The 25082-nt window shown below is 66.1% G+C and carries 25 protein-coding genes; 14 read left to right on the top strand and 11 right to left on the bottom strand.

Annotated features, from left to right (window positions below; all coding sequences use genetic code 11):
• From B4383_RS15240 to B4383_RS15225, 4 genes are read right to left on the bottom strand one after another with little or no spacing between them, the layout of a single operon-like run.
• The gene (locus tag B4383_RS15240; protein WP_078291496.1) at positions 1–1641 is read right to left on the bottom strand and encodes a cytochrome bc complex cytochrome b subunit; all 1641 of its coding nucleotides are present in this window, start codon (positions 1639–1641) and stop codon (positions 1–3) included.
• Complete coding sequence (locus tag B4383_RS15235; protein ID WP_078291629.1) at positions 1638–2807, bottom strand: ubiquinol-cytochrome c reductase iron-sulfur subunit; 1170 nt, start codon at positions 2805–2807, stop codon at positions 1638–1640. Before B4383_RS15235 ends, B4383_RS15240 begins: the two co-directional genes overlap by 4 nt.
• The gene (locus B4383_RS15230) at positions 2804–3676 is read right to left on the bottom strand and encodes a cytochrome c (RefSeq protein WP_078291500.1); all 873 of its coding nucleotides are present in this window, start codon (positions 3674–3676) and stop codon (positions 2804–2806) included. The genes B4383_RS15235 and B4383_RS15230 overlap by 4 nt, the downstream gene beginning before the upstream one ends.
• On the bottom strand, positions 3673–4293 hold the full coding sequence (locus tag B4383_RS15225) for a heme-copper oxidase subunit III (RefSeq protein WP_078291503.1): 621 nt from the start codon (positions 4291–4293) through the stop codon (positions 3673–3675). The genes B4383_RS15230 and B4383_RS15225 overlap by 4 nt, the downstream gene beginning before the upstream one ends.
• Positions 4294–4483: 190 nt before the next feature.
• On the opposite strand from B4383_RS15225, the gene trpD reads away from it, so the two are divergent.
• Entirely contained in the window at positions 4484–5560 is a 1077-nt protein-coding gene (gene trpD / locus B4383_RS15220) for an anthranilate phosphoribosyltransferase (RefSeq protein WP_078291510.1), read from the top strand.
• Here the strand turns inward: trpD and B4383_RS15215 are convergent.
• Both B4383_RS15215 and B4383_RS15210 read right to left on the bottom strand, forming a co-directional pair.
• The gene (locus B4383_RS15215; protein ID WP_078291512.1) at positions 5520–7313 is read right to left on the bottom strand and encodes a DEDD exonuclease domain-containing protein; all 1794 of its coding nucleotides are present in this window, start codon (positions 7311–7313) and stop codon (positions 5520–5522) included. The genes trpD and B4383_RS15215 overlap by 41 nt on opposite strands.
• A 36-nt stretch (positions 7314–7349) precedes the next feature.
• Positions 7350–8102: a class I SAM-dependent methyltransferase gene (locus B4383_RS15210; protein ID WP_078291631.1), complete on the bottom strand. Its 753-nt coding sequence runs from the start codon at positions 8100–8102 to the stop codon at positions 7350–7352.
• A gap of 92 nt (positions 8103–8194) precedes the next feature.
• On the opposite strand from B4383_RS15210, the gene B4383_RS15205 reads away from it, so the two are divergent.
• From B4383_RS15205 to B4383_RS15190, 4 genes are all read left to right on the top strand, one after another.
• On the top strand, positions 8195–8416 hold the full coding sequence (locus B4383_RS15205) for a hypothetical protein (protein WP_078291514.1): 222 nt from the start codon (positions 8195–8197) through the stop codon (positions 8414–8416).
• A 220-nt stretch (positions 8417–8636) separates the two neighbouring features.
• Positions 8637–9737, top strand: a complete 1101-nt coding sequence (ripC, locus tag B4383_RS15200) for a peptidoglycan hydrolase RipC (protein WP_286150639.1) — start codon at positions 8637–8639, stop codon at positions 9735–9737.
• A gap of 65 nt (positions 9738–9802) precedes the next feature.
• Complete coding sequence (locus B4383_RS15195) at positions 9803–10966, top strand: hypothetical protein (protein ID WP_078291632.1); 1164 nt, start codon at positions 9803–9805, stop codon at positions 10964–10966.
• Positions 10967–10971: 5 nt separating this feature from the next.
• On the top strand, positions 10972–12129 hold the full coding sequence (locus tag B4383_RS15190; RefSeq protein ID WP_078291635.1) for a glycosyltransferase family 4 protein: 1158 nt from the start codon (positions 10972–10974) through the stop codon (positions 12127–12129).
• A 20-nt stretch (positions 12130–12149) separates the two neighbouring features.
• Here B4383_RS15190 and B4383_RS15185 read toward each other — a convergent pair whose 3' ends face one another.
• Positions 12150–13961: a long-chain fatty acid--CoA ligase gene (locus tag B4383_RS15185; protein ID WP_078291518.1), complete on the bottom strand. Its 1812-nt coding sequence runs from the start codon at positions 13959–13961 to the stop codon at positions 12150–12152.
• Positions 13962–14042: 81 nt separating this feature from the next.
• Here B4383_RS15185 and B4383_RS15180 point away from each other — a divergent pair, with 81 nt between their 5' ends.
• Positions 14043–14438, top strand: coding sequence for a polyketide cyclase / dehydrase and lipid transport (locus tag B4383_RS15180; RefSeq protein ID WP_078291520.1), 396 nt, complete (start codon positions 14043–14045; stop codon positions 14436–14438).
• On the opposite strand, the gene B4383_RS15175 is transcribed toward B4383_RS15180, so the two are convergent.
• Entirely contained in the window at positions 14439–14867 is a 429-nt protein-coding gene (locus tag B4383_RS15175) for a nitroreductase family deazaflavin-dependent oxidoreductase (protein ID WP_078291522.1), read from the bottom strand.
• Positions 14868–14949: 82 nt separating this feature from the next.
• Here B4383_RS15175 and B4383_RS15170 point away from each other — a divergent pair, with 82 nt between their 5' ends.
• From B4383_RS15170 to B4383_RS15140, 7 genes are all read left to right on the top strand, one after another.
• Positions 14950–15390, top strand: coding sequence for an SRPBCC family protein (locus tag B4383_RS15170; protein WP_078291639.1), 441 nt, complete (start codon positions 14950–14952; stop codon positions 15388–15390).
• On the top strand, positions 15380–16660 hold the full coding sequence (locus B4383_RS15165; protein WP_217697254.1) for an ArsA family ATPase: 1281 nt from the start codon (positions 15380–15382) through the stop codon (positions 16658–16660). The genes B4383_RS15170 and B4383_RS15165 overlap by 11 nt, the downstream gene beginning before the upstream one ends.
• Positions 16657–17049 carry a hypothetical protein gene (locus tag B4383_RS15160; protein WP_078291642.1) on the top strand — a complete coding sequence of 131 codons (393 nt, stop codon included), beginning with the start codon at positions 16657–16659 and terminating at the stop codon, positions 17047–17049. Before B4383_RS15165 ends, B4383_RS15160 begins: the two co-directional genes overlap by 4 nt.
• Before the next feature lie 188 nt (positions 17050–17237).
• Positions 17238–17969 carry a lysophospholipid acyltransferase family protein gene (locus tag B4383_RS15155; protein ID WP_078291526.1) on the top strand — a complete coding sequence of 244 codons (732 nt, stop codon included), beginning with the start codon at positions 17238–17240 and terminating at the stop codon, positions 17967–17969.
• A 124-nt stretch (positions 17970–18093) separates the two neighbouring features.
• On the top strand, positions 18094–19392 hold the full coding sequence (locus B4383_RS15150; protein WP_078291528.1) for a glycosyltransferase 87 family protein: 1299 nt from the start codon (positions 18094–18096) through the stop codon (positions 19390–19392).
• A gap of 9 nt (positions 19393–19401) precedes the next feature.
• On the top strand, positions 19402–19893 hold the full coding sequence (locus tag B4383_RS15145; RefSeq protein WP_078291530.1) for a polyadenylate-specific 3'-exoribonuclease AS: 492 nt from the start codon (positions 19402–19404) through the stop codon (positions 19891–19893).
• 55 nt (positions 19894–19948) lie between these two features.
• Positions 19949–21337, top strand: coding sequence for a class II 3-deoxy-7-phosphoheptulonate synthase (locus tag B4383_RS15140; RefSeq protein WP_078291531.1), 1389 nt, complete (start codon positions 19949–19951; stop codon positions 21335–21337).
• Here the strand turns inward: B4383_RS15140 and B4383_RS15135 are convergent.
• Positions 21334–22632, bottom strand: coding sequence for a protein kinase (locus B4383_RS15135; protein WP_139360799.1), 1299 nt, complete (start codon positions 22630–22632; stop codon positions 21334–21336). The two genes, B4383_RS15140 and B4383_RS15135, sit on opposite strands and share 4 nt — an antisense overlap.
• Before the next feature lie 39 nt (positions 22633–22671).
• A complete protein-coding gene (locus B4383_RS15130; RefSeq protein WP_078291534.1) occupies positions 22672–23112 on the bottom strand; it encodes an SRPBCC domain-containing protein in 441 nt (146 codons plus the stop codon).
• Between the two features lie 82 nt (positions 23113–23194).
• Here B4383_RS15130 and B4383_RS15125 point away from each other — a divergent pair, with 82 nt between their 5' ends.
• The gene (locus tag B4383_RS15125) at positions 23195–23599 is read left to right on the top strand and encodes an Rv2175c family DNA-binding protein (protein ID WP_078291536.1); all 405 of its coding nucleotides are present in this window, start codon (positions 23195–23197) and stop codon (positions 23597–23599) included.
• On the opposite strand, the gene B4383_RS15120 is transcribed toward B4383_RS15125, so the two are convergent.
• Positions 23596–25080: an alpha-(1->6)-mannopyranosyltransferase A gene (locus B4383_RS15120; protein WP_286143846.1), complete on the bottom strand. Its 1485-nt coding sequence runs from the start codon at positions 25078–25080 to the stop codon at positions 23596–23598. The two genes, B4383_RS15125 and B4383_RS15120, sit on opposite strands and share 4 nt — an antisense overlap.
• Between the last annotated feature and the right edge of the window lie 2 nt (positions 25081–25082).

Below are 25082 nucleotides of genomic sequence, written 5' to 3'. Positions count from 1 at the left end.
CTAGTGGCCGTGACCGTTCGTCGACGGCTCGCCGTCCTGGTACTCCTTGAGAGCGAGCAGCGACTTGTGGTGCGCTTCGTGCTCGGCCTCCACGAGTGCGGCCTGTTCGTCGGCGGGGTCGGCGAACAGGAACGAGCCGGTGCCGGGTGCGCCGGCGGATCCGAGTTTGTTCATGCGCTGAGGCACTGCGGCACCCTGGTATTCCAGCGGGATGGCGTGGCCGTGTTCGTCGACTCCGGCCAGTGGCTGGTGCAGCTCGATGTATTCACCGTGCGGCAGTCGTTTGATGATGCCGGTTTCGATGCCGTGTTCGAGCACCGCGCGGTCGCTGCGCTGCAGGCCGATGGCCCACCGGTAGGCGAGGTAGTAGACGACGATCGGCAAGATGACCATGCCGATGCGGCCGATCCACGTCGTCGCGTTCAGCGAGATATGGAACTTCAGCGCGATGACGTCGTTCATAGCGGCCAGCGTCAGGATCATGTAGAACGAGATCGCCGCCGAACCGATGGCGGTGCGTACCGGAGCATCACGCGGACGCTGCAGCAGGTTGTGATGCGCATCGTCGCCGGTCAGCTTCTTCTCGATGAACGGGTACATGGTCAGTAGACCGAAGACCACGCCCATGATGATCGCCACCGCGAAAACTGCGGGCACGGTGTGCCCGAAGATGTACAGCTCCCAGGCAGGCCATAGACGCGCCAGGCCTTCCGTCCACTGCATGTAGAAGTCGGGCTGGCTGCCCGCCGACACCTGTGAGGGCTTGTAGGGGCCCAACAACCAGATCGGGTTGATCTGCAGCAGGCCACTCATCAGCGCCAGGATGGCTGTGGTGAAGGCGAAGAAGGCTCCGCCCTTCAGTGCGAATACCGGGAGAATGCGCACGCCGACCACATTGGATTCCTTGGCACCCGGGCCGGGGAACTGGGTGTGCTTCTGGTACCACACCAGTGCCAGGTGCACCCCGATGAGGGCCAGGATGATCGCGGGGATCAGCAGGATGTGCAGCGCGTACATGCGCGGGATCCAGATGTTGCCGGGGAAGTCGCCGCCGAACAGCGCCCAGTGCATCCAGGTGCCGACGACCGGGATACCCAAGGTGATCGATGACATCGCGGCGCGCAGACCGATACCGGAGAGCAGGTCGTCGGGCAGCGAGTAACCGAAGTAGCCCTCGAACATCGCCAGAATCAGCAGCAGCGAGCCGATCACCCAGTTGGCTTCGCGGGGTCGGCGGAACGCGCCGGTGAAGAAGATGCGCGCCAGGTGCACCATGATCGAGGCCGCGAACATCAGCGCTGCCCAGTGGTGGATCTGTCGCACGAAGAGGCCACCGCGAACCTCGAAGCTGATGTTCAGCGCGGTCTCGTAGGCCTTGGACATCTGCACACCGCGCAGCGGTTGGTAGACACCGTTGTAGGTGACCTCGGCCATCGACGGGTCGAAGAACAGAGTCAGATACACACCCGAGAGCAGCAGGATGATGAAGCTGTACAACGCGATCTCACCGAGCATGAACGACCAGTGCGTCGGGAAGACCTTGTTGATCTGCCGCTTCATCCCGGCGGCGAGGTGATACCGAGAGTCGATCGCCTCAGCTTGCTTGCCTAGGCGGGACGGCTTTTGGGCTGTTTCGCTCATGATTTGCGCTCCCAGAATGCGGGTCCGACGGGCTCGACGAAGTCGCCATTGGCGACGAGGTATCCGTCCTTGTCGACGGTGATCGGCAGCTGTGCCAGCGCACGGGCGGCCGGCCCGAAGATGGGCTTGGCGAAGTGCAGTGCGTCAAACTGCGACTGGTGGCACGGGCACAGGATGCGGTAGGTCTGCTGCTCGAAAAGTGATGTGGGGCAACCCAGGTGCGAGCAGATCTTGGTGTACGCGAACAGGTCGCCGTAGTTGAAGCTTTCCTGTCCCTTGCGCTTGATCACCTTGCCCATATCGCTGGGGCGCACCCGGATGATCATCACCGGGTTGCGTACGCCCATGGAGATATGCGACAGCTTCTCGTGCGATTCGACGGTGGTGCCATCGCCATCGGACTCGCGCCACGGGAACACGGTCTCCATGCCACCGGCGTCGATGTCCTCGGGGCGGACCTTCAGCAGGATTTGGGAGCTGCTGCCGACCGCTCGGCCCAGATAGATGGTTTCGCCCTTGTACCGCGGGGTCCAGCCGCTGGTGAGCAGCACCGGCTGCTTGCCGTTGGCGGTGGGGACCACGGGTGCCCACGGGTTCTTGATCAGGCCGCCGATGAAGGCTACGGCGGTGCCGGCGCCCATCGCGCCGACGCCGAACCCGAGAGCCCGGATGACCATCTTGCGGCGGGGGAGCGTCGAGGTCTCCAGGGTGTCCTGCAGCTGCGCGACGATGGTCTTGCGGTCCACCTCGGACGAGCCCGGCCCGTCGTGGCGGTCCTGGATCGAGATCTCCTGTGGAACGAACTTCTTGGTGTACAGCACCGCGCCGATACCCAGTGAGAGCACCGAAAGGCCCAGGGTCAGGCCGTACAGCGGTGTCGCGAGGTTGTACGCGGCATTCCCCGGATCGCCGAATGGCTTGTACTCCCAGGGCCAGAACAGGAACACACCGAGCAGGGCCAGGCCAAACACTCCGCCGAGGGCGAACCACAGGGCGATCAGACGCTCGGCGCGCTTCTCGGCCTTGGTGCCCTCCACGGGCCAGCGTGGTTCGCGGTAGACGATCTCGACGCCGTCGAGGTTGGTACCGAGCTTGACCAGCTCATCGCGGCTCATGGCCGCGAGCTGCTCGTCGCTGGGAATCTCTACTTTGGGATCGCCACTCACGCGCGCGCTCCAATCCACAGTGCCGCGGCAATGGCGGCGACGATGCCGATGATCCAGATGGCCATACCTTCAGAAGCCGGTCCGAAGCCGCCCAGGCCGTAACCGCCCGGATCGGGGGTCTCGGTCGAAGCCTTGACGTAGGCGACGATGTCCTTCTTTTCGTCGGGGGTCAGCTGGCGGTCGGAGAACTTGGGCATGTTCTGCGGGCCGGTCAGCATGGCGGTGTAGATCTGCTGCTCATTGGCCGGATCGAGCTCGGGGGCGAACTTGCCCGATGACAGGGCCCCACCGCGGCCGGTGAAGTTGTGGCAGGACGCGCAGTTCAACCGGAACAGGTCGCCACCGCGGGCGATGTTATTGCCGCGCAACGACGTTTGAGCGATTGCGCCGTCGCCGTCGCGGATGACCTGGGGTCCGCCGCCGTTGGCCTGGATGTACGCGCCGAGGGCGTCAGTCTGCTCCTCGTCGAAGATCGGGTCCTTGCGCTGGGCCTGGGCCTCGTTGCGCATGGCCGGCATACGGCCCGTGGAGACCTGGAAGTAGACGGCCGCGTCGCCCACGCCGATGAGGCTGGGGCCGCGGTCGGGTACACCCTGCAGGTTGGCGCCGTGGCAGGTGATGCACGAGGTCTCGTACAGCTGCTTGCCGGTGCGCAGCAGCGCTGACTTGTCCTCGTCGGCCACCGCGACCTGCGGGGTGGGCGTAAAGGTCGAGGCCAAGCCGCCGGCCACTACCAGCGCGATCAGCAGCAGCAAACCTGCTGAGATGCGACGGCGGAACTTGCGGCGTGCGCGTTTCTTGGCGGCTGTGTTGTTGACGGGCTCCACGCTCAACTGTGGGGCTCCCTTCACCGAGTCGGGCTGGTTCATCGGACGAAGTAGATGGTGGCGAACAATGCGATCCACACGATGTCGACGAAGTGCCAGTAGTACGACACGACGATCGCGGAGGTTGCCTGGGCAGGGGTGAACTTGCTCATCCGGGTACGAACCAGGAGATAGATGAAGGCGACCAGCCCGCCGATGACGTGCAGACCGTGGAAGCCGGTGGCCAAGTAGAAGGTTGAGCCATAGGCGCTGCCGGCGATGGTGGTGCCCTCATGCACGAGGTTGATGTACTCGTAGCCCTGGCCGAGGACGAAGAAGGTGCCCATGATGAGGGTGATGACGTACCAGCGGCGCAGTCCGAACACATCGCCACGCTCCGCGGCGAACACACCCATCTGGCAGGTGAAGGACGAGGCGACCAGCACGGCGGTGACGGGGATGGCAAGACCAAGGTTCAGCTCGGTGGGCTCCGGCGGCCAATTGCCACCGGACTGGGCCCGGGCAGTGAAGTAGAACGCGAAGAGTCCAGCAAAGAACATCAATTCACTGGAAAGCCACACAATGGTGCCAACACTCACCATGTTGGGCCGGTTCAGTGAATGAACCCGCTGGGTAATGGCGGTTCCCGCCGGCGATCCTGGGGCTGCTGCGGTCGTCACGTCGTAAGTATGACGCTTTGTAGTTGTCGAGAGCCACCCGGGTCCGACATTGATTTGTGACCGACTCTCCACAACGTGTGTGGCCTCTGATGAGAGTGGTGTCGGCCGCCGCCGCCCGGCGTGTCGCGGTGTGCCCGGAGGGCAATTGGTCCTTTGTTGTCAACGTTGTGTCCATGGGACCATTTGCGGCGTGCCCGAACATTCCTGGCCCCTGGTACTGGGCGAGCTGACCAACCGTCGTGACCTGTCGGCGGGTCAGGCGGGCTGGGCCATGGACCAGATCATGACGGGCGCGGCCACCCCCGCCCAGATCGCGGCCTTCGGGGTGGCGATGCGGATGAAGCGCCCGACGTCCGCCGAAGTCGGGGAGCTGGCCGACACCATGCTCTCGCACGCGGTCGGATTTGCCTCGGGTGAACAGATCGGCGCGAACGCCGTGGACATCGTCGGTACCGGGGGCGACGGCGCGAACACCGTGAACCTGTCGACCATGGCCTCCATTGTGGTGGCGGCGTGCGGTGTGCCGGTGGTCAAGCACGGCAACCGGGCCGCCTCCTCACTGGCCGGTGGCGCTGACACGCTGGAGGCGCTGGGAGTACGCATCGACCTGGGGCCCAAGCAGGTGACGCGCAGCCTCGCCGAGGTGGGAATCGGGTTCTGCTTCGCGCCGCATTTTCACCCGTCGTACCGGTACGCCTCCGCGGTGCGTCGTGAGATCGGTGTCCCGACGGTATTCAATCTGCTTGGGCCGCTGACGAATCCGGCTCGCCCCCGGGCAGGATTGATCGGCTGTGCGTTCGCCGACCTGGCGGAGGTCACGGCAGGGGTCTTCGCCGGACGTGGGTCCAGTGTGTTGGTCGTGCATGGTGACGACGGGCTCGATGAGCTGACCACCACCACAACCAGCACCATCTGGCGGGTTCAGGCGGGCACCGTCGACAAGCTGCGGTTCGATCCGGCGGCATTTGGTTTCGCGCGTGCCCGGCTCGAGGAGCTGGTCGGCGGTGATCCGGAGTTCAATGCCGCCGAGGTTCGGGCGGTCCTGGCCGGCGGAACCGGCGCGGTGCGCGACGCGGTGGTGCTCAACGCCGCGGGCGCCATGGTGGCGCATGCCGGGCTGTCCAGCGATGCCCAATGGCTGCCCGCCTGGGAGAACGCACTCGCGCTGGTGTCCAGCGCGATCGATTCAGGGGCAGCGGCGGCGCTGCTGGATAAGTGGATCGTCGTCAGCCGACGGCTCGGGACGGAACAGGACGCCCAGGTCTGATCAGCTCGGACATTCCCCAGTCGTCGTGGTGGACGGCATCCGCGATGCGTGCGCTGCGCGCTGTCGCCGCCCAATCCCGCAGGGGGCCCGAACATCCCGTCGCCTCGGCGTAGCCATCTGTCGAGGACACGATTCGTACACCGGGTTCGGCCAGCCAGCGCGTGATCAGCCCGGTTTCCTCGGGTGCGGCCCCGCCGAACGGTTCAGGGGTCGGCAGTACTACTTGGGCCGATGCCGAAGCCACCGCCACTACGGGCACCGGGGGGACACCCCTGCGGGCGACCGCCGCACCGGCCAGCTGTCCATGCCGCAGCACGGCGATGTGCCATCCGCCCGCACCGTCGGGCCGCGCGGCGATCAGTTCCTCGATGCGCGAGAGGGCGTGCAGGCGGTGCTGGCGGGCCAGTGCCTCGACGAGGGTGGCGGTCGCATCGCGCTGGCGTGCGGCACTTTCGTACCGTCGCAGACCACTCAGGTCGGCCACTCGGTCGCACATGGCGCGCAGCGGTTGTCCTTCGGTGCCGGCCAGGACCGCGAGTACCGGAATAAGCGCGTCGCGGTATTCGCTTGCGTCCACCCCGGCAGGGGTAGGGCACGGGGATGCGGTGTCGTGTGGATAGGACTGGCCGTTGCAGACGGGTCCGTGCCGGCCGTTGGCACCGATACGTGCGGCGCACGTGCGCACGCCGGTGAACCGGGCCAGTGCCAGGGCGGCCGTCGCCGCGTCGCCGCGTGCTCGAAATGGGCCGAGCATCGGGCGCCCGTTGGTGGTCCGGACGACGGCGAAACGGGGGAATGGCTCCTCGGTGAGCACCACCCACCACCAGCGGTGCGGGAATCGTGACTTCCTGTTGTAGGGCGGTGCGTGCGCACCCAACAGTCGCAGCTCGCGCACCGCTGCCTCCAGGGGATGCGCACAGGTCACGTGGTCCACCGCGGTGGCGATGGTGACCATTTCGCGCATCCGGCCGCGCGGGTCCGCGCCGGTGAAGTACTGCTGCACGCGCCGGTGCAGGTTGACAGCGGTGCCCACGTACAGCACCTCGCCGGATGGTCCGCGGAATAGATAAACTCCTGGGGCGTAAGGCATCCCATCGGCCAGCGAGCGTTTGTCGCGTAACGCGTTGGGCACCTGGGTCCGGTACCGCCGCAGCTCTGCCATGGTGTCGACGCCCTGGTTGCCGACCCGGCCGATCAGCGCATGCAGTACATCGACGGTGGCCCGGGCGTCATCGAGGGCCCGGTGGTTGGGGGTGGTGGATGCGCCGAGCAGCTGAGCCAGGGCACCCAAGCTGACCCGCGGCGCCTCCTCGCGCGACAACACCCGGCGGGCGAGCCGGACCGTGCACAGCACCGTGGGCTGCGGCCAGTCGATCCCGCATTGCCGCGCGGCCGCCTTGAGAAACCCGATATCGAAGCCGGCGTTATGGGCGACCAGCACTGCGCCACGGGCGAATTCGAGAAATGTCGGAAGCACCTGCTCGATCGGCGGTGCGTCCACCAGCATCGCCGAGGTGATACCGGTGAGGCGGACGATCTGTGGCGGCAGCGATCGTTTCGGATCGACCAGCGTGGCCAGCTCTCCGAGCACCTCGCCGCCGCGCACCTTCACCGCGCCGATCTCGGTGATCGCGTCGTTCTCCGCGCTGCCCCCGGTCGTCTCCAGGTCCACCACGACAAAGGTGGTGTCACGCAGGGCTTGCGCCGACGACCCCGGCGAGGAGTGCACCTCGTCGAAGGTCAGTTGCGTCATATCGTGACCGTAAGACCCGGGACTGACATATCGGCGTCACGCCACGGGGGTGCAGATCAGCGCGAGTGCGTCGTTTGTGGTCTCGACGCCGCCATCGCCGATCTTCTCCTCCAGCCGGGACCGCAATACGGCGCGGGCGGGGGCATCGAGCGCGAGGTGATTGGAGTAGGTGAAGACCATGTCCAGGTACGCCCGCGTGGGGAAGTGCCGCCGCTCCAGAAAATGGGAGTGCCGCACGTGGTACCCGGATTTCTCAAGGGCCGGGGAGACGGTGTCCTCGGTGTCGATGGAGGGGCGCCGGGTGGTGTCCATGAAATCGGCGTAGACGGTGTCCAGCTCGTCCTGTGTCGGCGTGGTGGGCACGATGCGGTTCCACACCAGGGCGAGGCGACCGCCGGGGCGAAGCACCGTCAACACCTTCGGCAGCGCAGCAGCGGGCTCTACCCAGTGGAAGGACTGGGCAAAGAGCACCAGATCGAACATCCGGCCCGCCGGCCGCCAGTCCTCGAACGTGGCCACCTCGACGGCGATGCCTTTCCCGGCCGCCACCCGTGCCATCCGCGTGTCCGGTTCGACCGCCAGCACCTCGGCACCGGCCGCGGCCAGCTGTGCCGCCGCGATCCCAGTACCTGCTCCCACATCCAGGGCGCGCGTCTGCCCGCCGGATACGAGCTCGTCGATCAGCGGCTGCGGATAGCGGGGCCGATGACGGTCATAACCGTCGGCGGAGTCTCCAAAGGATTCAGCCCGGCGGCGGTCGTGGTGTGCCGGCTGCGGCTGTTCCGTCATATCGACAGCGTGCCAGGGACCGTCCACTTGTCGGTGGGCGCGGTTACCGTCCGCCTGAACCCGAAAGAACGACTCATAGGAGAGGAGGAGCCATGCTCATCGATTGCGACGATTGCGCGATGCGCGGCCCGGGATGCGGCGACTGCGTGGTCAGCGTGCTGTTAGGGGTGCCCCAGACACTCGCCGACGATGAACGTGCCGCGCTGGCCGTCCTGGCCCAGGCTGGGATGGCGCCCAGGCTGCGCCTGGTGCCGATTCAGCGCGCGTACGACACGCCTGATTCGGCGAAGACGCCCGATGCGGGAGTCGCATAGGGCACACTCGAAATAGGTGCATGATGGCCCGCCCCGGAAACGGGGAGGAGAACCGGCGTTTACGCGATACTGACGTCATTCCACACTGCGGTGGACAATGTCGATGCCATTTCGTAACCTGTCTGAGACCTATCGGCGCCGTAGTTCGCGGCGATCACATTGCAGTAAAGGGATGTAGTCAGTGAGTGTCGGGCGTCTTCTTCGGAATCATTCGGATCGATTGACGCCCTCTCCACTTCGTCGCGCCATGCTCGCGGTGACTGCTGCCGCCCTGGTCGGTGGGGTATTTACGGGTGGTCAGATCGCGACCGCGGACCCCAACAACGACGCCGTCAAGAAGCTCAACGAGCTGTCTCGCCAGGCCGAGGCAACGTCCGAGGCGGCTAACTCGGCGAAGATCGATCTCGACGCCAAGCTGGCGGCCCAGCGCGATGCCGAAAAGGCTGTTCTCGCCGATGAGGCCGTCGCGAAGGCCGCGCGCATGGCGGTGTCCACCTACCAAGTCGACGTCAACAAGGCCATGGTCGCCGCCTATATGGGCGGTAGCACCAGCGGTTACGGCGCCGTGCTGACGTCAAACTCACCGCAGAACCTAATCGACCAGCTGTCGGTGCAACGCACCGTGGGCGGCGAGATGCGTGGCCGGATGGACAACTATCGCGCTGCGCAGTCCTCGGCAGATCAGGCCGAGCAGCGGTCCCGCGACGCCGCCGAGCAGGCCCGGGTGGCCGCCGAGCAGGCCAAGAATGTACGCGCTTCGTTACAGGCCAAGCAGAGCCAGCTGCAGGTGCAGATCGCGGTCGTCAAGTCGCAGTACAACACCCTGAGCCCCGGCCAGCGTGCACAGCTGCTGGCACCGGCACCCGTGCCCCCGCCGCCGGCCGGCGAGCCGGGCCAGGTTGCGGATGAGCCGCTGATGCAGGCCGCCGCCGCAGCACCCGCACCGGAGGCCGCCATCGGCGGCGGAGGTTCGCCTGTCGGCGCCAGCGCCGTTGCGGCCGCATTGACCCGGATCGGCGCGCCTTACTCGTGGGGTGGTTCGGGCCCCAACGCCTTCGACTGCTCGGGTCTGGTGATGTGGGCCTACGGCCAGCAGGGCGTGTCGCTGCCGCACTCCAGCCAGGCACTCGCACGTGGCGGTACACCCGTCGCGCTGAGTGACCTACAGCCCGGCGATGTCATCAACTTCTACGGGGACGCCTCGCATACGGGCATCTATGTCGGCAACGGCATGATGGTGCACGCCTCGACCTACGGTGTTCCGGTCGCGGTCGCGCCGATCACGTCATCCGGCCCGATCTATAACGCGCGTCGCTACTGAGGCGCGGCCTTCGTGCGCGCGTGCCTCGGGTAGCACGCTGGGCATCGTTCTTCGCGGTGCTCGTGCTGATTCTCTGCGGCGGTTGTCGAGCGCGGCCCGCCGCACCGGCCAGCGACGTCTGCACGGCGATTCAGGCATTGCTGACGCGCTACTCCGATGCGTTGCGCAGCCATGACGTTGCGGCATTGCGCGCCGTGCTCGCTCCCGACAAGCCCGCGTTCATCGAGGCTCAGCAGCGGGTGCAGGAGAATCTCTCGGGGCTGAAGGCCGACACGTTCGAGTACCGACTGGCGGCCGAGGTTCCGGCTAATCCCATTGCACGGCAACAGCAATGGATGCTGGATGCCGCGCTGGTTTACGCCGTCAGCGGGGTGGACACGGTCGCCGTCCGGCGCCCGGTCACGGTCGGTGTGCTGCACGACAATGACGCCTGGCGGTTATTCGACGCCAGCGCGGTCGCCGTGCCCTGGCAGTTCGCGCCGGTGGTGGAGACACGGACGCGGACGGGGGACCGGGACGTGGTGGTGCTCGGGCACCCCGGCTCTTCGGTGGCGCCGCGGCTCGTCGATGAGATTGCCAGTGCGCTGGCGTCGCTGTCGGAGTTGTGGGGCCCGCAATGGCGTGCGGGGGTGCTGCTGATCGCGGCCGGGACCGATGCCGAGTTCGCCGCCCTCGTCGGTGGCGAACACACTGACGGAATCGCCGCCGCCGCCGTGGCCGACCGTGTCGACAACGGAGTTGCCGTGGGGCAGCGGGTGATCTTCGCGCCCGGCTCGGCGGCCCTGCCACCCGATCAGTTTCGGGTGGTGCTGCGCCACGAGCTCTTCCATGCCGCGGCCCGCACGGTCACCGGCGACCACGCGCCCCTCTGGCTGGTGGAGGGCGTGGCCGACTACAACGGGCGCCGCGGTAGCGGTACCCCCTTCCGTAACGCCGCGCCCACGTTGACGAGTGCCCTTGCCGCGGGCCAGATTCCGGGCCATCTACCCACCGACGACGACATCGACAGTCCGGGGCCCCATCGCACACAGGCATACGAGGAGGCCTGGTCGGTGGCGCAATACGTGGCCGAGACCTTTGGCGAGCCCAAGCTTGTGCAGCTGTACCGGTATGGGGCGGATCTCGCGCCGGGCCCGCCCGGCGCGGCGATCCAGCGGGTGTTGGGCATCGACGAGGCAACGCTGGTTCGGCAGTGGCAGAGCTGGCTCGGCGCTCGTCCACTACGGTAGGCGTCGTGACCCTTCAGCCTGGCGGCCAGCGACGACGGATCCTGTTGGTCACCAACGATTTTCCACCCAGGCCCGGCGGCATTCAGTCCTACCTGCAGGAGTTGGTGATCCGGCTGGCCGGATCGCATGAGGTGACTGTCTACGCACCGCGGTGGAAGGGGTGTGAACGCTACGATGCCGCCGCCGAGTACCAGGTGGTGCGCCACCCGACCTCGTTGATGCTTCCTGGACCCGGCGTCCGGCAGCGCATGGTGGACCTCATCAGATCGCAGCGCTCGGATGTGGTGTGGTTCGGGGCGGCCGCGCCGCTCGCTTTGTTGTCCTCGGTGGCCAAGGCGGCGGGAGCCACCGTGACAGCGGCCAGCACGCATGGGCATGAAGTGGGCTGGTCGATGCTTCCGGTGGCGCGGTCCGCGCTGCGGCAGATCGGGGACAGCACCGATGTGATCACCTATGTCAGCCGCTACACGCGCGGTCGCTTCGCCGCGGCCTTCGGTCCGCGCGCCGCACTCGAACATCTACCGGCCGGTGTTGACACCGGCAGGTTCCGCCCCGACCCGGGCGCGCGCGAGGAGCTGCGGCGGCGTTACGGGCTGGGCGAGCGGCCGACCATCGTGTGCGTGTCCCGGCTGGTCCCACGCAAGGGCCAGGACATGCTGATCGAGGCGCTGCCGGCGATCCGGGAACGGGTGGACGGTGCGGCGCTGGTGATCGTGGGTGGCGGGCCGTATGCGGAACCGTTGCGTGCGTTGGCTACTCGAGTCGGCGTCGATGAGCACGTGGTGTTCACCGGCGGTGTGCCGTGGGAAGAGCTCCCCGCTCATCACGCGATGGGCGATGTCTTCGCGATGCCCTGCCGTACGCGCGGGGCGGGGCTCGATGTGGAGGGCCTGGGCATAGTGTTTCTGGAGGCGTCGGCCTGCGGTGTTCCGGTGGTCGCCGGAAACTCCGGGGGCGCACCGGAAACCGTGCGCGATGGAGAGACGGGACTCGTTGTCGACGGCAGGTCCGTGCCCGCGATCACCGATGCGATTGTCCAGATCCTGTCGGATCCGGCACGCGCGGCCGTGATGGGGGCAGCGGGGCGCACCTGGGTGACCGATCATTGGCGCTGGGATCATCACGCGGCGCGTTTCGCCGAACTGGTCACCGGCTCCGGATAAAGTTCCCTGGGTGGACCGATCTACTCGGGTGACCCCGAGTAGATCGCGTCGATATCTGCCGCGAACTTCTCGGCGACCACGTTGCGCTTCACCTTCAGCGTCGGCGTCATCTCGCCGGTAGCCTCGGTGAAGTCGACCGGCAGAATCCGGAACTTCTTGATGGCTTCGGCATGGGAGACAACCTGATTGGCTGCCTTCACGGCGGTCTGGATTTCCGCGAGGAGGTCAGGATCCTCGACCAGGTCGGCGACGGTGGCATCGGCGGGCTTGCCGTTGCGCTGCTTCCAGCCGTCGATGGCCTCGGGGTCGATCGTGATGAGAGCGCCGATGAACGGTTGCTTGTCGCCGACGGCCATTGCCTGACTGATCAACGGGTGAGCGCGCAGCTGATCCTCCAGCACCGCGGGTGCGACGTTCTTGCCGCCGGCGGTGACGATAATTTCCTTCTTGCGGCCAGTGATCGTGATGAAGCCGTCCTCATCGATCGCGCCGAGGTCGCCGGTGTGGAACCACCCATCCAAGATCGATTCGCTGGTGGCGGTCTCGTTGTTCCAGTACCCACTGAACACGACGCCACCGGACACCAGTAATTCGCCGTCTTCGGCGATTTTGGCGGCGTTACCGGGCAACGGCCTTCCGACACTGCCGATCTTGAGCCCGCCGATGACGTTCACGGCACAGGCCGCCGTCGTTTCGGTGAGGCCGTAGCCCTCGTAGATGGTCAGGCCGACGCCGCGGTAGAAGTGGCCCAGTCGGGCACCCAACGGAGCTCCACCGGAGATCGACGCCACGCACTCACCGCCGAGCGCCGCGCGCAGCTTGCCGTACACCAGCTTGTCGAAGGCGGCACGCTTGGCGCGCAACACGATGCCCGGGCCGCCGTTGTCCAGCGCCTGGCTGTATTCGACGGCGGTATCGGCGGCGGCGTCGAAAATCTTTCCCTTGCCGTCATTCTGGGCGTTCTGACGCGCGGTGTTGTACACCTTTTCGAAGATGCGGGGGACCGAGACGATGAAGGTCGGCTTGAAGATCCCGAATGTCGGCACCAGCGTCTTGATATCGCTGGTAAAACCGACGCTTACCTTGGACTGGAAGCACGCCATCGCGATACCGCGGGCCAGCACGTGAGCCAGCGGCAGGAAGATCAGCGTCCTGCTGCCCTTCTGCAAGTAATCCGGGAAAACAGCACGCGCGCCGCGGGTTTCGTACACCAGATTGGAGTGAGTGAGCTGGCAGCCCTTGGGGCGCCCGGTGGTTCCCGAGGTGTAGATGAGCGTCGCAGGGTCGGTGGCCTTGATGGCGTCGAGCCGGGCGGTGAGCTCGGCGGGGTCCACACCGGCACCCGCCTCGGTGAGTTCATCGAGGGCCGCAGGTGCGCCCGAACTGGCGATGTGAAACACGGTGCGCAGGTTGGGCAGTTCGGGCGCGAGCTCTTCGGCGATCGCGGCGTGGGCATCGGATTCCACGAACAGCGCCACCGCCGCGGAGTCCTGCAGTACCCACCGGACCTGATCGGCCGAGGACGTCTCGTAGATGGGCACGGTGATGGCGCCGATCGACAGGACCGCGTAGTCGATGATCGTCCACTCGTACCGCGTCGCCGAGATCAGCGCCACGCGATCGCCGGGCGCCACGCCCTTGGCGATCAGACCATTGGCCACCGCACGGATCTGCGCCGCGGCCTCCGCGTACGTGACGGGTGTCCAGGTGCCGTCGACGAGGCGGGAAAACGCCGCCTGGTTGGGGTCTTCACGCTCGTAGTCATAGACGGCATGAACAACCGACGCGTTGTCCTCGACGGTGAACGGGGCAGGGACGCTGAACTCTCGCACCGGCTCAGACTAGTCGTGGCCTCAAGATCGTCGAAGGCGTTGCCGCATTTCCTTCGGCGGCGAGGCTTAAGCTTGTCCGCGATGAACAGCATTCAGGTCGCCGACCAGACCTTTATCGCCGCAGATCCCGCGGACATCGGCCGCGCCATATCCAGCCCTGCGGATTGGCGCCGTTGGTGGCCTGACCTGCAGCTTAACGTCGTCGAGGAGCGAGGCGAGAAGGGTATCCGCTGGACGGTCGCCGGAGCCGTCACCGGAACGATGGAGGTGTGGCTCGAGCCCGCGCTGGACGGTGCGATCCTGCACTATTTCCTGCACGCTGAGCCCACCGGCGCAAGCGCCGCACAGGTGGCCAAGTTGAATTTGGCCAAGCTCAATCACGCCCGTCGCATCGCCGGGAAGCGGTTCGCCTTCGGGATCAAGCAGCGGCTCGAGGCCAGTCGGCCGATCGGCGAGTCGTGGGTGCCGCAGGCCTGATCAGATAGCGGCGAGCACGACCAACGGGATGGGGCGGGAAGTCGCCCGCTGGTAGGCGCTGTAATGGCCAGAGTTGTTGGTGTCGGCTAACTTCCACAGTCGCTCGTAATCCGCGTCACCGGGCAGCAGGGGTGTCGCGCGGACCCGGCGCTTATGCCTGCCCAGCTGCACCTGTACGTCCGGATGGGCCTTGAGGTTGTGATACCAGGCGGGATTGCGCCGGGCGCCGCCATTCGAGGCCACGATGACGAGATTGTCGCCATCCGTTGCGTAGGTCAGCGAGTTGATGCGCCGCGCTCCGCTCTTGGCGCCGATAGAGGTCAGTAGCAGGCTGGGGGCCATACCCGGAACACGATGACCCAGATAGCCTTTCGATGCGATGTAGATGCTCTGGTGCACACCGAGCACCTTCGCTACCAGACGACTCATGGGCGTCTCTCCTTCGCGCGGCCGCGGCGAATTGCCAGGATGGGAGTATCCGAGCGGCAGGGAGAAGGGTACCGTCTGTCAGGTGGCTGAGAAGACTACCCAAACGATTGCCATTGATGCCGAACCCGGCAAAGTGATGGCGGTGATCGCCGATATCGGCGCCTACCCGGAATGGGTGTCGGAGTACAAGGAAACCGAGGTGCTCGACACCGACTCCCAGGGCAGGGTCAAACGTGCCCGGTTGGTGCTGGACGCCGGTGTCCTCAAGGACACACAGGTCCTGGAGTACGTGTGGTCTCCGGATGGCCGCAAGGTCACCTGGACCCTGGCGGAAAGTTCCCTATTGCGTTCGCTGGAAGGGACATACCTTTTGGCGCCCAAAGGGTCTGGCACTGAGGTGACGTATGAGCTCGCGGTCGACCTTCAAATTCCGATGATCGGAATGCTCAAACGTAAGGCCGAACGCAAGATCACCGATTCCGCGCTCAAGGATCTGAAGAAGCGAGTCGAATCTGACCGCTAGCGACGTCGACGCGACGCCGCGCCCAGATGTCGAATCGCCGTTGACAGCCACCATCGGTCTTTTCGTCGGCAAGGGGGGCGTGGGTAAGTCGACGCTGGCCGGCGCCACCGCGGTGCGCTACGCGCGGGCAGGCCAACGGGTGCTCGCGGTATCCACCGATCAGGCGCATTCCCTTGGCGACGTTTTCGGCGTCCGGGTCGATCCGTCGCCGGGTGCCCATTGTGTGCGGGTGATCGAGGACCCGTACGGGGGGCAACTCGACGTCATGGCCCTGGACACCCTGGGTCTGCTGGAGCGGCGTTGGGGCGACATTGCCGAGATAATCGCCGCGCAGTACCCCGAATCGGATATCGGATCGCTTGCGCCCGAAGAGCTTTCCGCGCTTCCGGGTGTCCAGGAGATGCTTGGGCTGCGCGAGGTCCAGCAGCTGGCGGAGACGGGCGAATGGGATGTCGTCGTGGTCGACTGTGCTTCGACCGCCGACGCGTTGCGCATGTTGACCCTGCCCGGAACCTTCGCGATGTACCTGGAACGGGCCTGGCCGCGGCATCGTCGACTCGGCGGTGTCGGCACGCCTCGCGCGCAGATTCTGGCCGAACTGCTGGAACGCGTTGCGGCGTCGGCGGATCGGCTCGCGGGCTTGCTGTCGGACGCCGAGCGGGTGGGAGCGCACCTGGTGCTGACTCCCGAGCGGGTGGTGGTGGCCGAGGCCATCCGTACCGTGGGAGCGCTGGCGCTGATGGGCGTGCGCATCGACCAGGTGATCGTCAATCAGGTTCTCATTCAAGATGATTCGTACGAATACCACAATCTGCCGGCACATCCGGCGTTTGACTGGTACATGCAGCGCATCGCCGACCAAGCCGCGGTTCTCGACGAGATGGGGGAGGCGATCGGCGACGTGGAGATGCTGCTGGTACCGCATCTGCCGCGCGAGCCCATCGGGCCCGAGGCCCTCGGTGAACTGGCCGACGCGGTGCGGCGGCGCGACGGCGCTGCGCCCCCGGCACCGCTGGCCACCGTCGTGGAGCACGAATCCGGATCCGGAGCGGACACCGTCTATCGGTTGCGGCTAGAGTTACCGCAGATCGACCCGGCCACGTTGAGCCTCGGCCGGGTGGGAGATGACCTGGTCATCGGTGCAAATGGGATGCGCCGGCGGGTCCGGCTGGCCTCCGTGCTGCGGCGCTGTGTGGTTGTCGATGCCCGGCTTGTCAGTAGCGAGCTGACCATACGGTTTAGAGCGGATCCGGAGGTGTGGCCTACGTGACGGGTACCCATCCGGAGCTCGGTCCCGAGCTGCGGGCGTTGGCTGCCTCCATCCTCGACATGCTCGATCCGGCGCTACGGCAGGCTGCTCGCGCCCCCGGAGACGGCGCTGTGCGCGGAAAATGCAACCAGCTGTTCTGTCCCGTCTGCGCGCTGGCGGCCCTTGTCGAGGGTGAGCACCATCCGTTGTTGGCCACGATCGCCGAACACAGCCTCGCGCTGGTGATGGTGGTGCGGGCGATGTTGGAGGCCGAGGGGCAGGGTGGCCCCGACGATCCCGACGGCCCAGATGGTGGGCCCGGTCGCGAGTATCACAGTCCGTTCCCGGCTCCGTCGCCGAGCTCGCAATCCACTGGCTACCAACCCATCCCGGTCGACATCGACGAGTGACGAGCGCCCCGGCGCTGCCAGCGCGCCATAGGCCTCTACCAGCCGCGACGAGTTCACGATCTTGTCGCAGGTCCGTGCCCGGTACGGCAATGCGCGGGACCTTAGACAGTCCACGGAGATTCGCCGTCGCCGAGGGTAAGCTCGGCGCCAGCCCTGTGCTGCTCACGGGGATCGGGAGAGGATGCGCGATGTTCTATTGGCTGCTGAAGTTCATCTTCATGGGGCCGATCCTGCAGCTGATGGGCCGCCCGAAGGTCGAAGGTCTGGAGAACGTCCCTTCGTCCGGGCCGGTAATCCTGGCAGGTAACCACCTGGCGGTGGTGGACAGCTTCTACTTGTGCCTGGTGTTGCGCCGCCGGGTCACCTTCCTGGCCAAGAGCGAGTACTTCACCGAGCCCGGGTTCAAGGGCTGGCTCAAGAAGGTCTTCTTCAGTGGCGCCGGGCAGGTGCCGATCGATCGGGCCAGCGCTGACGCCGCTGAGAACGCGCTGAGCACCGCCAAGCGGTTGCTCGGGGAGGGCAAGCTGCTGGGCATCTACCCGGAGGGCACCCGGTCCCCGGACGGACGCCTGTACAAGGGCAAGACGGGTTTGGCGCGCATGGCGCTGGCCACGGGGGTACCGGTGATCCCGATCGCGATGGTCGGCACCGATGTGATGAATCCCCCGGGAACCGCTCGCTGGCACTTTTCCAAGGTCACCGTCAAGATCGGCAAGCCGCTGGACTTCGCGCGCTTCGACGGGATGGCCGGAAACCGCTTCATCGAACGTGCGGTCATCGACGAGGTGATGTACGAGCTGATGCAGCTGTCCGGTCAGGAGTACGTCGACATCTACGCGTCCGCGCTCAAGGAGAGCCCCGGCAAGCCCACGGAGTCCTCCACGCAGCCCGATCGCATCCCGGAGAGCGCCGCCGGTTAATCGGGGGTCCGTGCATCTTCCCTGCATCTGACGTGGCACCTCGCAGTGGGGCGTGGGTCAGCTATCGGCGCCGCGCCCGCTAGTCTTGAGGCCACCGGCGGGAGAACTGAGAGATGCGAGGGCCGTGCCGAATTCAATAAACGAAACCACCATCGCGGACCGCGGCTCCGCTCATCGAGTTGCCAGATGGATCACGTGGGGTGGCCCGCTCGTCCTCGCTGTCGCTCTGTTGCTGCACGCGGTCGTCTTCATTCACTGGCCGACGTATGCGCTGCAGATCGACGTGTTGGTGTACCGATTCGGTGGCACCCGCGTACTGGACGGGCTAGATCTGTACTCGATCGGGCGCAACGGCGAGCTCGACGATCTGCTGTTCACCTACACACCGTTCGCGGCATTGGTATTCACCCCGCTGGCCTTCATTACCGACTTCACGGCGCAGATCCTGTCGCTTGTGGTGTTCCCGGCGCTGCTCGTCTACTCGGTGTGGCGCATGCTGGCCTGGCTGAATGTCTCCGTCAAGGCCGGGTTGTGGGGGCTGCTGGCCCTGTTGGTCGGGCTGGTTTCGTGGCTGGAGCCGGTCCGGCTCTCCATTCAGCTGGGCCAGATCAACCTGCTGATATTGGCCGTCGTGGTCACGGACATCTTGGCTCCCAAACGGTGGAAGCTGGCCGGGGTCGGCATCGGGATCGTGGCCGGTATCAAGCTGACCCCGATGATCTTCATCGTCTTCTTGTTCCTGGTGGGACGGATTCGCGCGGCCGTCGTCGCGACCGTCACGCTGCTCGGCACCATCGTTCTGGGCTTCGTCTTCTTGCCGTCCGCCTCGCACTACTACTGGGTGGACCGTGCCTTCGAGAAGATCAGCCGCATCACCCGCGATCCCACCGCGAGCACCAGCATCAGCGGACTATTTCTCCGATTGGACCTGTCGGCCGGGACCGCCACCGCGCTGTCTGTGCTGGTGATCGCGGCGAGCCTGGTGGTCGCGGTCCTGGCCTACCGGCGAGGTCGGCTGCTGTTGGCGATCTCCATCGTGGGGATGGCATCGGCGGCGGCCTCGCCGTTCAGCTGGAGCCATCATTGGGTGTGGTTCGTGCCGTTGGTCGTCCACCTGGGTTACCGGGGGTACGTGCTGGGTAAACGGGCGTCCGCGATCACGATGTGGGCGTTCTGCGCGGTGTTCGCGGCCTGGTTCACCAGCCTGAGCGGCAAGACACCGGACTCGGGTGCGTTGACGCTGCGACCCGGCGGCGTGCTGAACGACCTGATCCCCAGCTTGTACGTCTTCGTTCATCTCGGGGTGATCGTGGCCAGCTGGATATGGCTGCGGCGTACCCCGTCGGACGTGAACGATGGTGTGCGCGAGGACGAGCCGGCACAGGCCGATGAGCTGGCGCCGGCCTCTCCGGCGCACAACTAGGCGGCAGGCGTGCGTTATTTCTACGACACGGAGTTCATCGACGACGGCCGCACCATCGAACTCATCTCCATCGGGATGGTCAGTGAAGACGGCCGTGAGTACTACGCCGTCTCCACCGCCTTCGATCCACAGCAGGCGGGCCCGTGGGTGCGCCAGAACGTGCTGCCGAAGCTGCCGGCGTTGTCATCGCCGCTATGGCGCTCACGCGGTCAGATCCGCGACGAGCTGGCCGAGTTCCTCGGTCTGAACGGCGGTGGGCCGGCCGAGCCGATCGAATTGTGGGCCTGGGTGGGTGCCTACGACCACGTGGCGCTCTGCCAGCTGTGGGGACCGATGACGGCGCTACCCCGGCCCATCCCACGGTTCACCCTGGAACTTAAGCAGCTGTGGCAGGACCTGGGCCAGCCGGCTGTGCCGAAACGGCCCGCCGACTCGCACGATGCACTGGTGGATGCCCGGTACAACCTGGCCCGCTACCGCGCGATGGTTCCGCAGGGCTGATCGCTGCGCAATCCCGGGTAAAAATCCGCTGGTAAGGGGCGGTTAAGATGGGTTCGTGAACTGGACAGTCGACGTCCCCATCGACCAATTGCCGGAGCTGCCACCGCTGCCGGCCGATCTGCGCGCGCGCCTGGATACCGCGCTCGCCAAACCTGCTGCTCAGCAGCCGAGCTGGCCCGCGAATCAGGCGGCTGCCATGCGGACCGTGCTGGAAAGCGTGCCCCCGATCACCGTCCCCGCGGAGATCCAGCGTTTGCAGGCCCAGCTGGCCCAGGTGGCACGTGGTGAGGCTTTTCTGCTGCAGGGCGGAGACTGCGCCGAGACCTTCGCCGATAACACCGAGCCGCATATCCGGGCCAACATCCGTGCACTGCTGCAGATGGCGGTGGTGCTGACGTACGGGTCCAGCATGCCGGTGGTGAAGCTGGCCCGTATCGCCGGCCAGTACGCCAAGCCACGCAGCTCGGACACCGACGCGCTGGGGCTGAAGTCCTACCGCGGCGACATGGTGAACGGTTTCGCCCCCGACGCCGCACTGCGTGAGCACGACGCATCGCGCCTGGTGCGCGCCTACGCCAATGCCAGTGCCGCGATGAACCTGGTGCGTGCCGTGACCGGCTCGGGCCTGGCCTCGCTGGCCCTGGTGCACGACTGGAACCGCGAATTCGTCCGCACCTCGCCCGCGGGTGCGCGGTACGAGGCGCTGGCCTCCGAGATCGACCGCGGCCTGAAGTTCATGAGCGCCTGCGGTGTGGCGGATTCCAACCTGGACACCGCCGAGATCTACGCGAGCCACGAGGCGCTGGTGCTCGACTATGAGCGGGCGATGCTGCGCCTGGCCGAGGACGAGAACGGCGAGCCCGCGCTCTACGACCTGTCGGCCCACTACCTGTGGATCGGCGACCGCACGCGGCAGCTCGATCACGCCCATGTGGCCTTCGCCGAGATTATTGCCAACCCGATCGGGATGAAGATCGGCCCGACGACCACGCCCGATCAGGCCGTCGAATACGTGGAACGCCTTGACCCGCACAACAAGCCGGGCCGTCTGACATTCGTCTCGCGGATGGGCAACTCGAAGGTGCGCGATCTACTTCCGCCGATCATCGAGAAGGTGCAGGCCACCGGACATCAGATCGTCTGGCAGTGCGATCCCATGCACGGCAACACCCACGAGTCGCCCAGCGGTTACAAGACACGGCATTTCGATCGGATCGTCGACGAGGTGCAGGGTTACTTCGAGGTGCACAACGCACTCGGCACGCATCCGGGCGGTATTCACGTCGAGATCACCGGTGAGAACGTCACCGAATGTCTTGGTGGGGCCCAGGACATTTCGGATGATGACCTGGCCGGTCGCTACGAGACGGCATGCGACCCGCGTCTGAACACCCAGCAGTCGCTGGAGTTGGCGTTTCTCGTCGCGGAGATGCTCAGGGATTAGAGCAGGTTGGTGATGTTGGCGCCCAGCGACCAGCATCCCGCCGCCACCGAGCTGGTGATGATGAGGACGATCACCAGCCACATGAAGATCGCGCGGCGGCTCTGCTGACGTTCGTACCGGTAGTCCGAGTCGTCGATATCGGCGAAGAATGCCGATTCGTCGGATTCGTCGTCGAATTCCCCATCGAGTTCGGGCTCGTACGCGGGCACCGCGTCCATCATCCGGGTGGGATTGGGCACCCTGGGGCGCGGCGCGGCGGTGGGCCGTGGAGCGACACCCAGGGCGGCCGCCGCCGAGGCGGTGTCGGCGGCGTCGAAATCACGGGCCGGTGCGGCGTCCGTGCTGCCGCCCGTCTCGATCAGCCGGCTGCGGTATCGCTGTTCGGCCACATGCTGTTTGGAATCCCGGGGCGCGGGTACCCGGAAGGACGGCAGGTGCAGTTCGGCGGCGATGGCGTCGAGTTCGGCGCCCATCTGTGCGGCGTCGGCGTAGCGCTCGTCCGGGTCGCGGGAGGTGGCGCGCAGCACCAGTTCGTCGAACTCCTCCGGGATACCGTCGATCGCCTCACTGGGTGCCGGGACATCACGGTCGATGCGTTGATAGGCCAGCGCCAACGGCGTGTCGCCGGTGAATGGTGTTGAACCGGTGAGCAACTCGTACATCAAGATGCCGGCCGAGTAGACATCGCTGCGTGGGCCGGCCGAGCCGGTGCGCACCTGCTCGGGGGACAGATACGCCGCGGTCCCCAAGATCACGCTGGTCGAGGTTATCCCGGCTTCGGCGACGGCACGGACGAGCCCGAAATCGGCGAGTTTGACCTCGCCGTCATCGGAGATCAAGACGTTCTCGGGTTTGACGTCGCGGTGCACCAGTCCCGACCGGTGTGCGACCGCCAATCCGCCCAGCATCGGGTTGAACACCGCGGCCACCGCGTGCGGCGGCATGGGCCCGCGTTCACGCAGCAGCTCCCGCAGCGTGCCCCCGTCGATCAGTTCCATCACCAGGAACGGGTGCCTACCATCCATTCCCTGGTCGAACACGGCCACCAGACCCGGGTGACGCAGCCGGGCGACGGCCCGGGCTTCGAGCCGGAATCGTGCGAGAAACCCGCTGTCGGAGGCGTAGCGGCTGTCCATCACCTTCACGGCCACCGGGCGGTCCAGCCGGGTGTCCAGCCCGCGGTACACGGTCGACATACCGCCCGTTGCGATCGCGGTTTCGATGCGATACCGACTGTCGAGCACCGCCCCGATCATGGGATCGAGGCGGCCGGTCGGGGACTTGGGCGATGTCATCGCATCGATCGTATCGAGTGATGCGGGATCGCCCCGCCGTCAACGTCGCTTGTCGAGCATTTCGCGGACGGAGTTGAGCATCGGCCCGGCCCCCGAAAACAGCATGGTCCGCCATTGACGATGCAGGGGGATGGCGGGGTCAAACCGGCTATAGGTGACCCGCAGCCGGGTGCCACCCGGTTCCGGGAGCAGGTTCCACCGGGAGGTCACTTCGATTCCGGGTGCGGTCAGCACCTGTTCGATGTGATCGCAGGGTTCCACGCTGGTGTAGGTGGTGCGGAGCACGCCATCGAATCCGACCGCGGGCTGCGGATGGGTGATGAGGACGCGGGTCTCGCCGACCTCGACCGGTGCGTCGTTGACTTCTTTCACCTGCGAGGCGGTGAGTTCTAGGGAGACGAGAACATCCCAGACCTTCTCGACGGGGTAGGGGTAGTACTCACTGTGGGTGACCGATGTCGGATCGCCGGAACTCGTCACGATCCGAAGGTTACGCGTGTCACCACACCCGGAGGGCACTTTTGGGCGACGGTGGCCCGCAGGACGACTAGCGTCATTCGTCATGAGCGCAATTCCCTACGTCGCCGACACGCTTGACGCCGATGAGCCGCTGTTCTCTCTCAAGGAAGTGGCTACGCGCCTGCGGGTAACGGTGAGCAAGGTTCAGCAGTATCTGCGTGACGGTGAGCTGATCGCGGTGCGTCGCGATGGCGAAATCAAGGTTCCCGTCATCTTTTTCAGCCCCGAAGGGCCCGTGGTGAAGCACTTGTCCGGGCTGCTGTCCGTGCTGCGCGACGGGGGATATCACGAGCCGGAAATCATGCGCTGGTTGTTCACCGGTGATGAGTCGCTCACCGTGACCAGGGACGGCACCACCGAATGTATCGAGGCGGCCCGTCCGGTCGACGCACTGCACGGCCACCAAGCACGCGAAGTACTGCGGCGTGCGCAGGCCATGGCCTACTAGGCGGCGGGTGCCGGAGTATCGGCCCCGGCCGGTTCGGGTTCGTGTGACTCGGGTGCGGTATTGATCATCCGCCACGCGATCGCGGCACAGGTCGCGGCGATCAGCACGTGGATCCACACGTACATGCCGTGGGAGCCATCGGGTTTGAAGATCACCATGATCCAGGTGGAGAACCCGGCGATGGCGGCGATGGCGGTGCGTGATTGCAGTAACGGCGCCGCAATGGCCAGCGGCCACGTGTAGTACCAGGGCAGCGCGGCGGGTGCCATGAGTACCACGATCACCATCGCCCACAGGATCCCGAACATCGCATCGCGTTCGTTGTGCCGGTGCCGCCACCACACCACCGGCAGCGCGAGCGCCACCAGTGCGGCGCCGACGGCGCGGGTGATCGACAGCAAGGCATCGAAGTTGACGGTGACGAAAAGGCCCGCGACGACGTTGATGAGGTTGGCGACCGCGGTAGGCACCGTCAGCCAGTTGATGATTTTCACCGAGCCCGCCAGTGCGGGTAGCCATCCCAGGCCGACTCCGGCGATCCACGACAGCACAGCGAAAACCGCGGCCACGATCGCGACAGAGGTCGCCGACGCCATCGTGAACGCGACGACCGGGCGGCGCTGCGGCGAGCCCTGGTCGGCGTTCTGAACGAGGCGGCGCATCCAGATCCACACCAGGAAGGGCAGCGCCAGCCCGGCGGTGGCCTTGACCGCGACCGCCAATGTCACTACTGCGATGCCCCAAACATGGTGCCGCTCAAGGGCGAGCGCGATGCCCGCCATCATGAGGCCGACCATCAGCATCTCGTTGTGCACACCGCCCATGAGATGGATGATGACCAGCGGGTTGAGCACACAGATCCACAGCGCCTTGCTGGCGTTGGCGGAAAGACAGCGCGCGACGCGGGGTGTGGCCCACACCAGCAGGGCCAGCCCGGGCAGCATGCACAGCCGCAGCAGCATGGTTCCCGCCACCACGTCGTCTCCGACAATCTGGGTGACGAATCGTGCGATAAGCATGAACAGCGGCCCGTACGGCGCGGTCGTGGTGGACCAGATCGGACTGACGTTCTCCAGCAACGGGTTCGGGTTCTCCACGGGCCCTACCACGTACGGGTCGAATCCGTCACGCAGCAGCGCGCCCTGGGCGAGGTAGGAGTACGCGTCCCGGCTGAACACCGGCACGGAGGCCAGCAGCGGCAGCAGCCAGCAGGGAATGACGATCAGGATGGACTCTTTGGTCACCTTGCCCGCGATCACATGCCGACCCAGCCCGAGCCACGCCAGCAGCATGAGGACTACCCCAAGCCACATGCAGATCGAGGACACCACCAACCCGTGGCCGAAACGCAACCAGGACAGCCCGACCGATTCCAGCAGCGGGTCGTGTTGCCGGGTGCTGCCCGCGCCCAATCCGCCGATGGCGATGAGGATGGCGCCGCCGAATCCGGTGACGGCCGCGCGTCCGGCGGGGGACCGCAGGA

This window comes from Mycobacterium sp. D16R24, from assembly GCF_002013385.1.
Taxonomy (GTDB): domain Bacteria; phylum Actinomycetota; class Actinomycetes; order Mycobacteriales; family Mycobacteriaceae; genus Mycobacterium.
The sequence above is the reverse complement of the archived record's forward strand: the minus strand, read 5'-3'. Positions and strand labels throughout refer to the sequence as shown.

What these genes read in the sequence shown, in the direction of transcription:
- B4383_RS15230 (WP_078291500.1), bottom strand. Translation starts at nt 3,676, where the DNA reads ATGAACCAGCCCGACTCGGTGAAGGGAGCCCCACAGTTGAGCGTGGAG.
- B4383_RS15210 (WP_078291631.1), bottom strand. Translation starts at nt 8,102, where the DNA reads ATGACGGAACAGCCGCAGCCGGCACACCACGACCGCCGCCGGGCTGAA.
- B4383_RS15180 (WP_078291520.1), top strand. Translation starts at nt 14,043, where the DNA reads ATGAACAGCATTCAGGTCGCCGACCAGACCTTTATCGCCGCAGATCCC.
- B4383_RS15205 (WP_078291514.1), top strand. Translation starts at nt 8,195, where the DNA reads ATGCTCATCGATTGCGACGATTGCGCGATGCGCGGCCCGGGATGCGGC.
- B4383_RS15175 (WP_078291522.1), bottom strand. Translation starts at nt 14,867, where the DNA reads ATGAGTCGTCTGGTAGCGAAGGTGCTCGGTGTGCACCAGAGCATCTAC.
- B4383_RS15240 (WP_078291496.1), bottom strand. Translation starts at nt 1,641, where the DNA reads ATGAGCGAAACAGCCCAAAAGCCGTCCCGCCTAGGCAAGCAAGCTGAG.
- B4383_RS15215 (WP_078291512.1), bottom strand. Translation starts at nt 7,313, where the DNA reads ATGACGCAACTGACCTTCGACGAGGTGCACTCCTCGCCGGGGTCGTCG.
- B4383_RS15125 (WP_078291536.1), top strand. Translation starts at nt 23,195, where the DNA reads ATGAGCGCAATTCCCTACGTCGCCGACACGCTTGACGCCGATGAGCCG.
- B4383_RS15155 (WP_078291526.1), top strand. Translation starts at nt 17,238, where the DNA reads ATGTTCTATTGGCTGCTGAAGTTCATCTTCATGGGGCCGATCCTGCAG.
- B4383_RS15135 (WP_139360799.1), bottom strand. Translation starts at nt 22,632, where the DNA reads ATGACATCGCCCAAGTCCCCGACCGGCCGCCTCGATCCCATGATCGGG.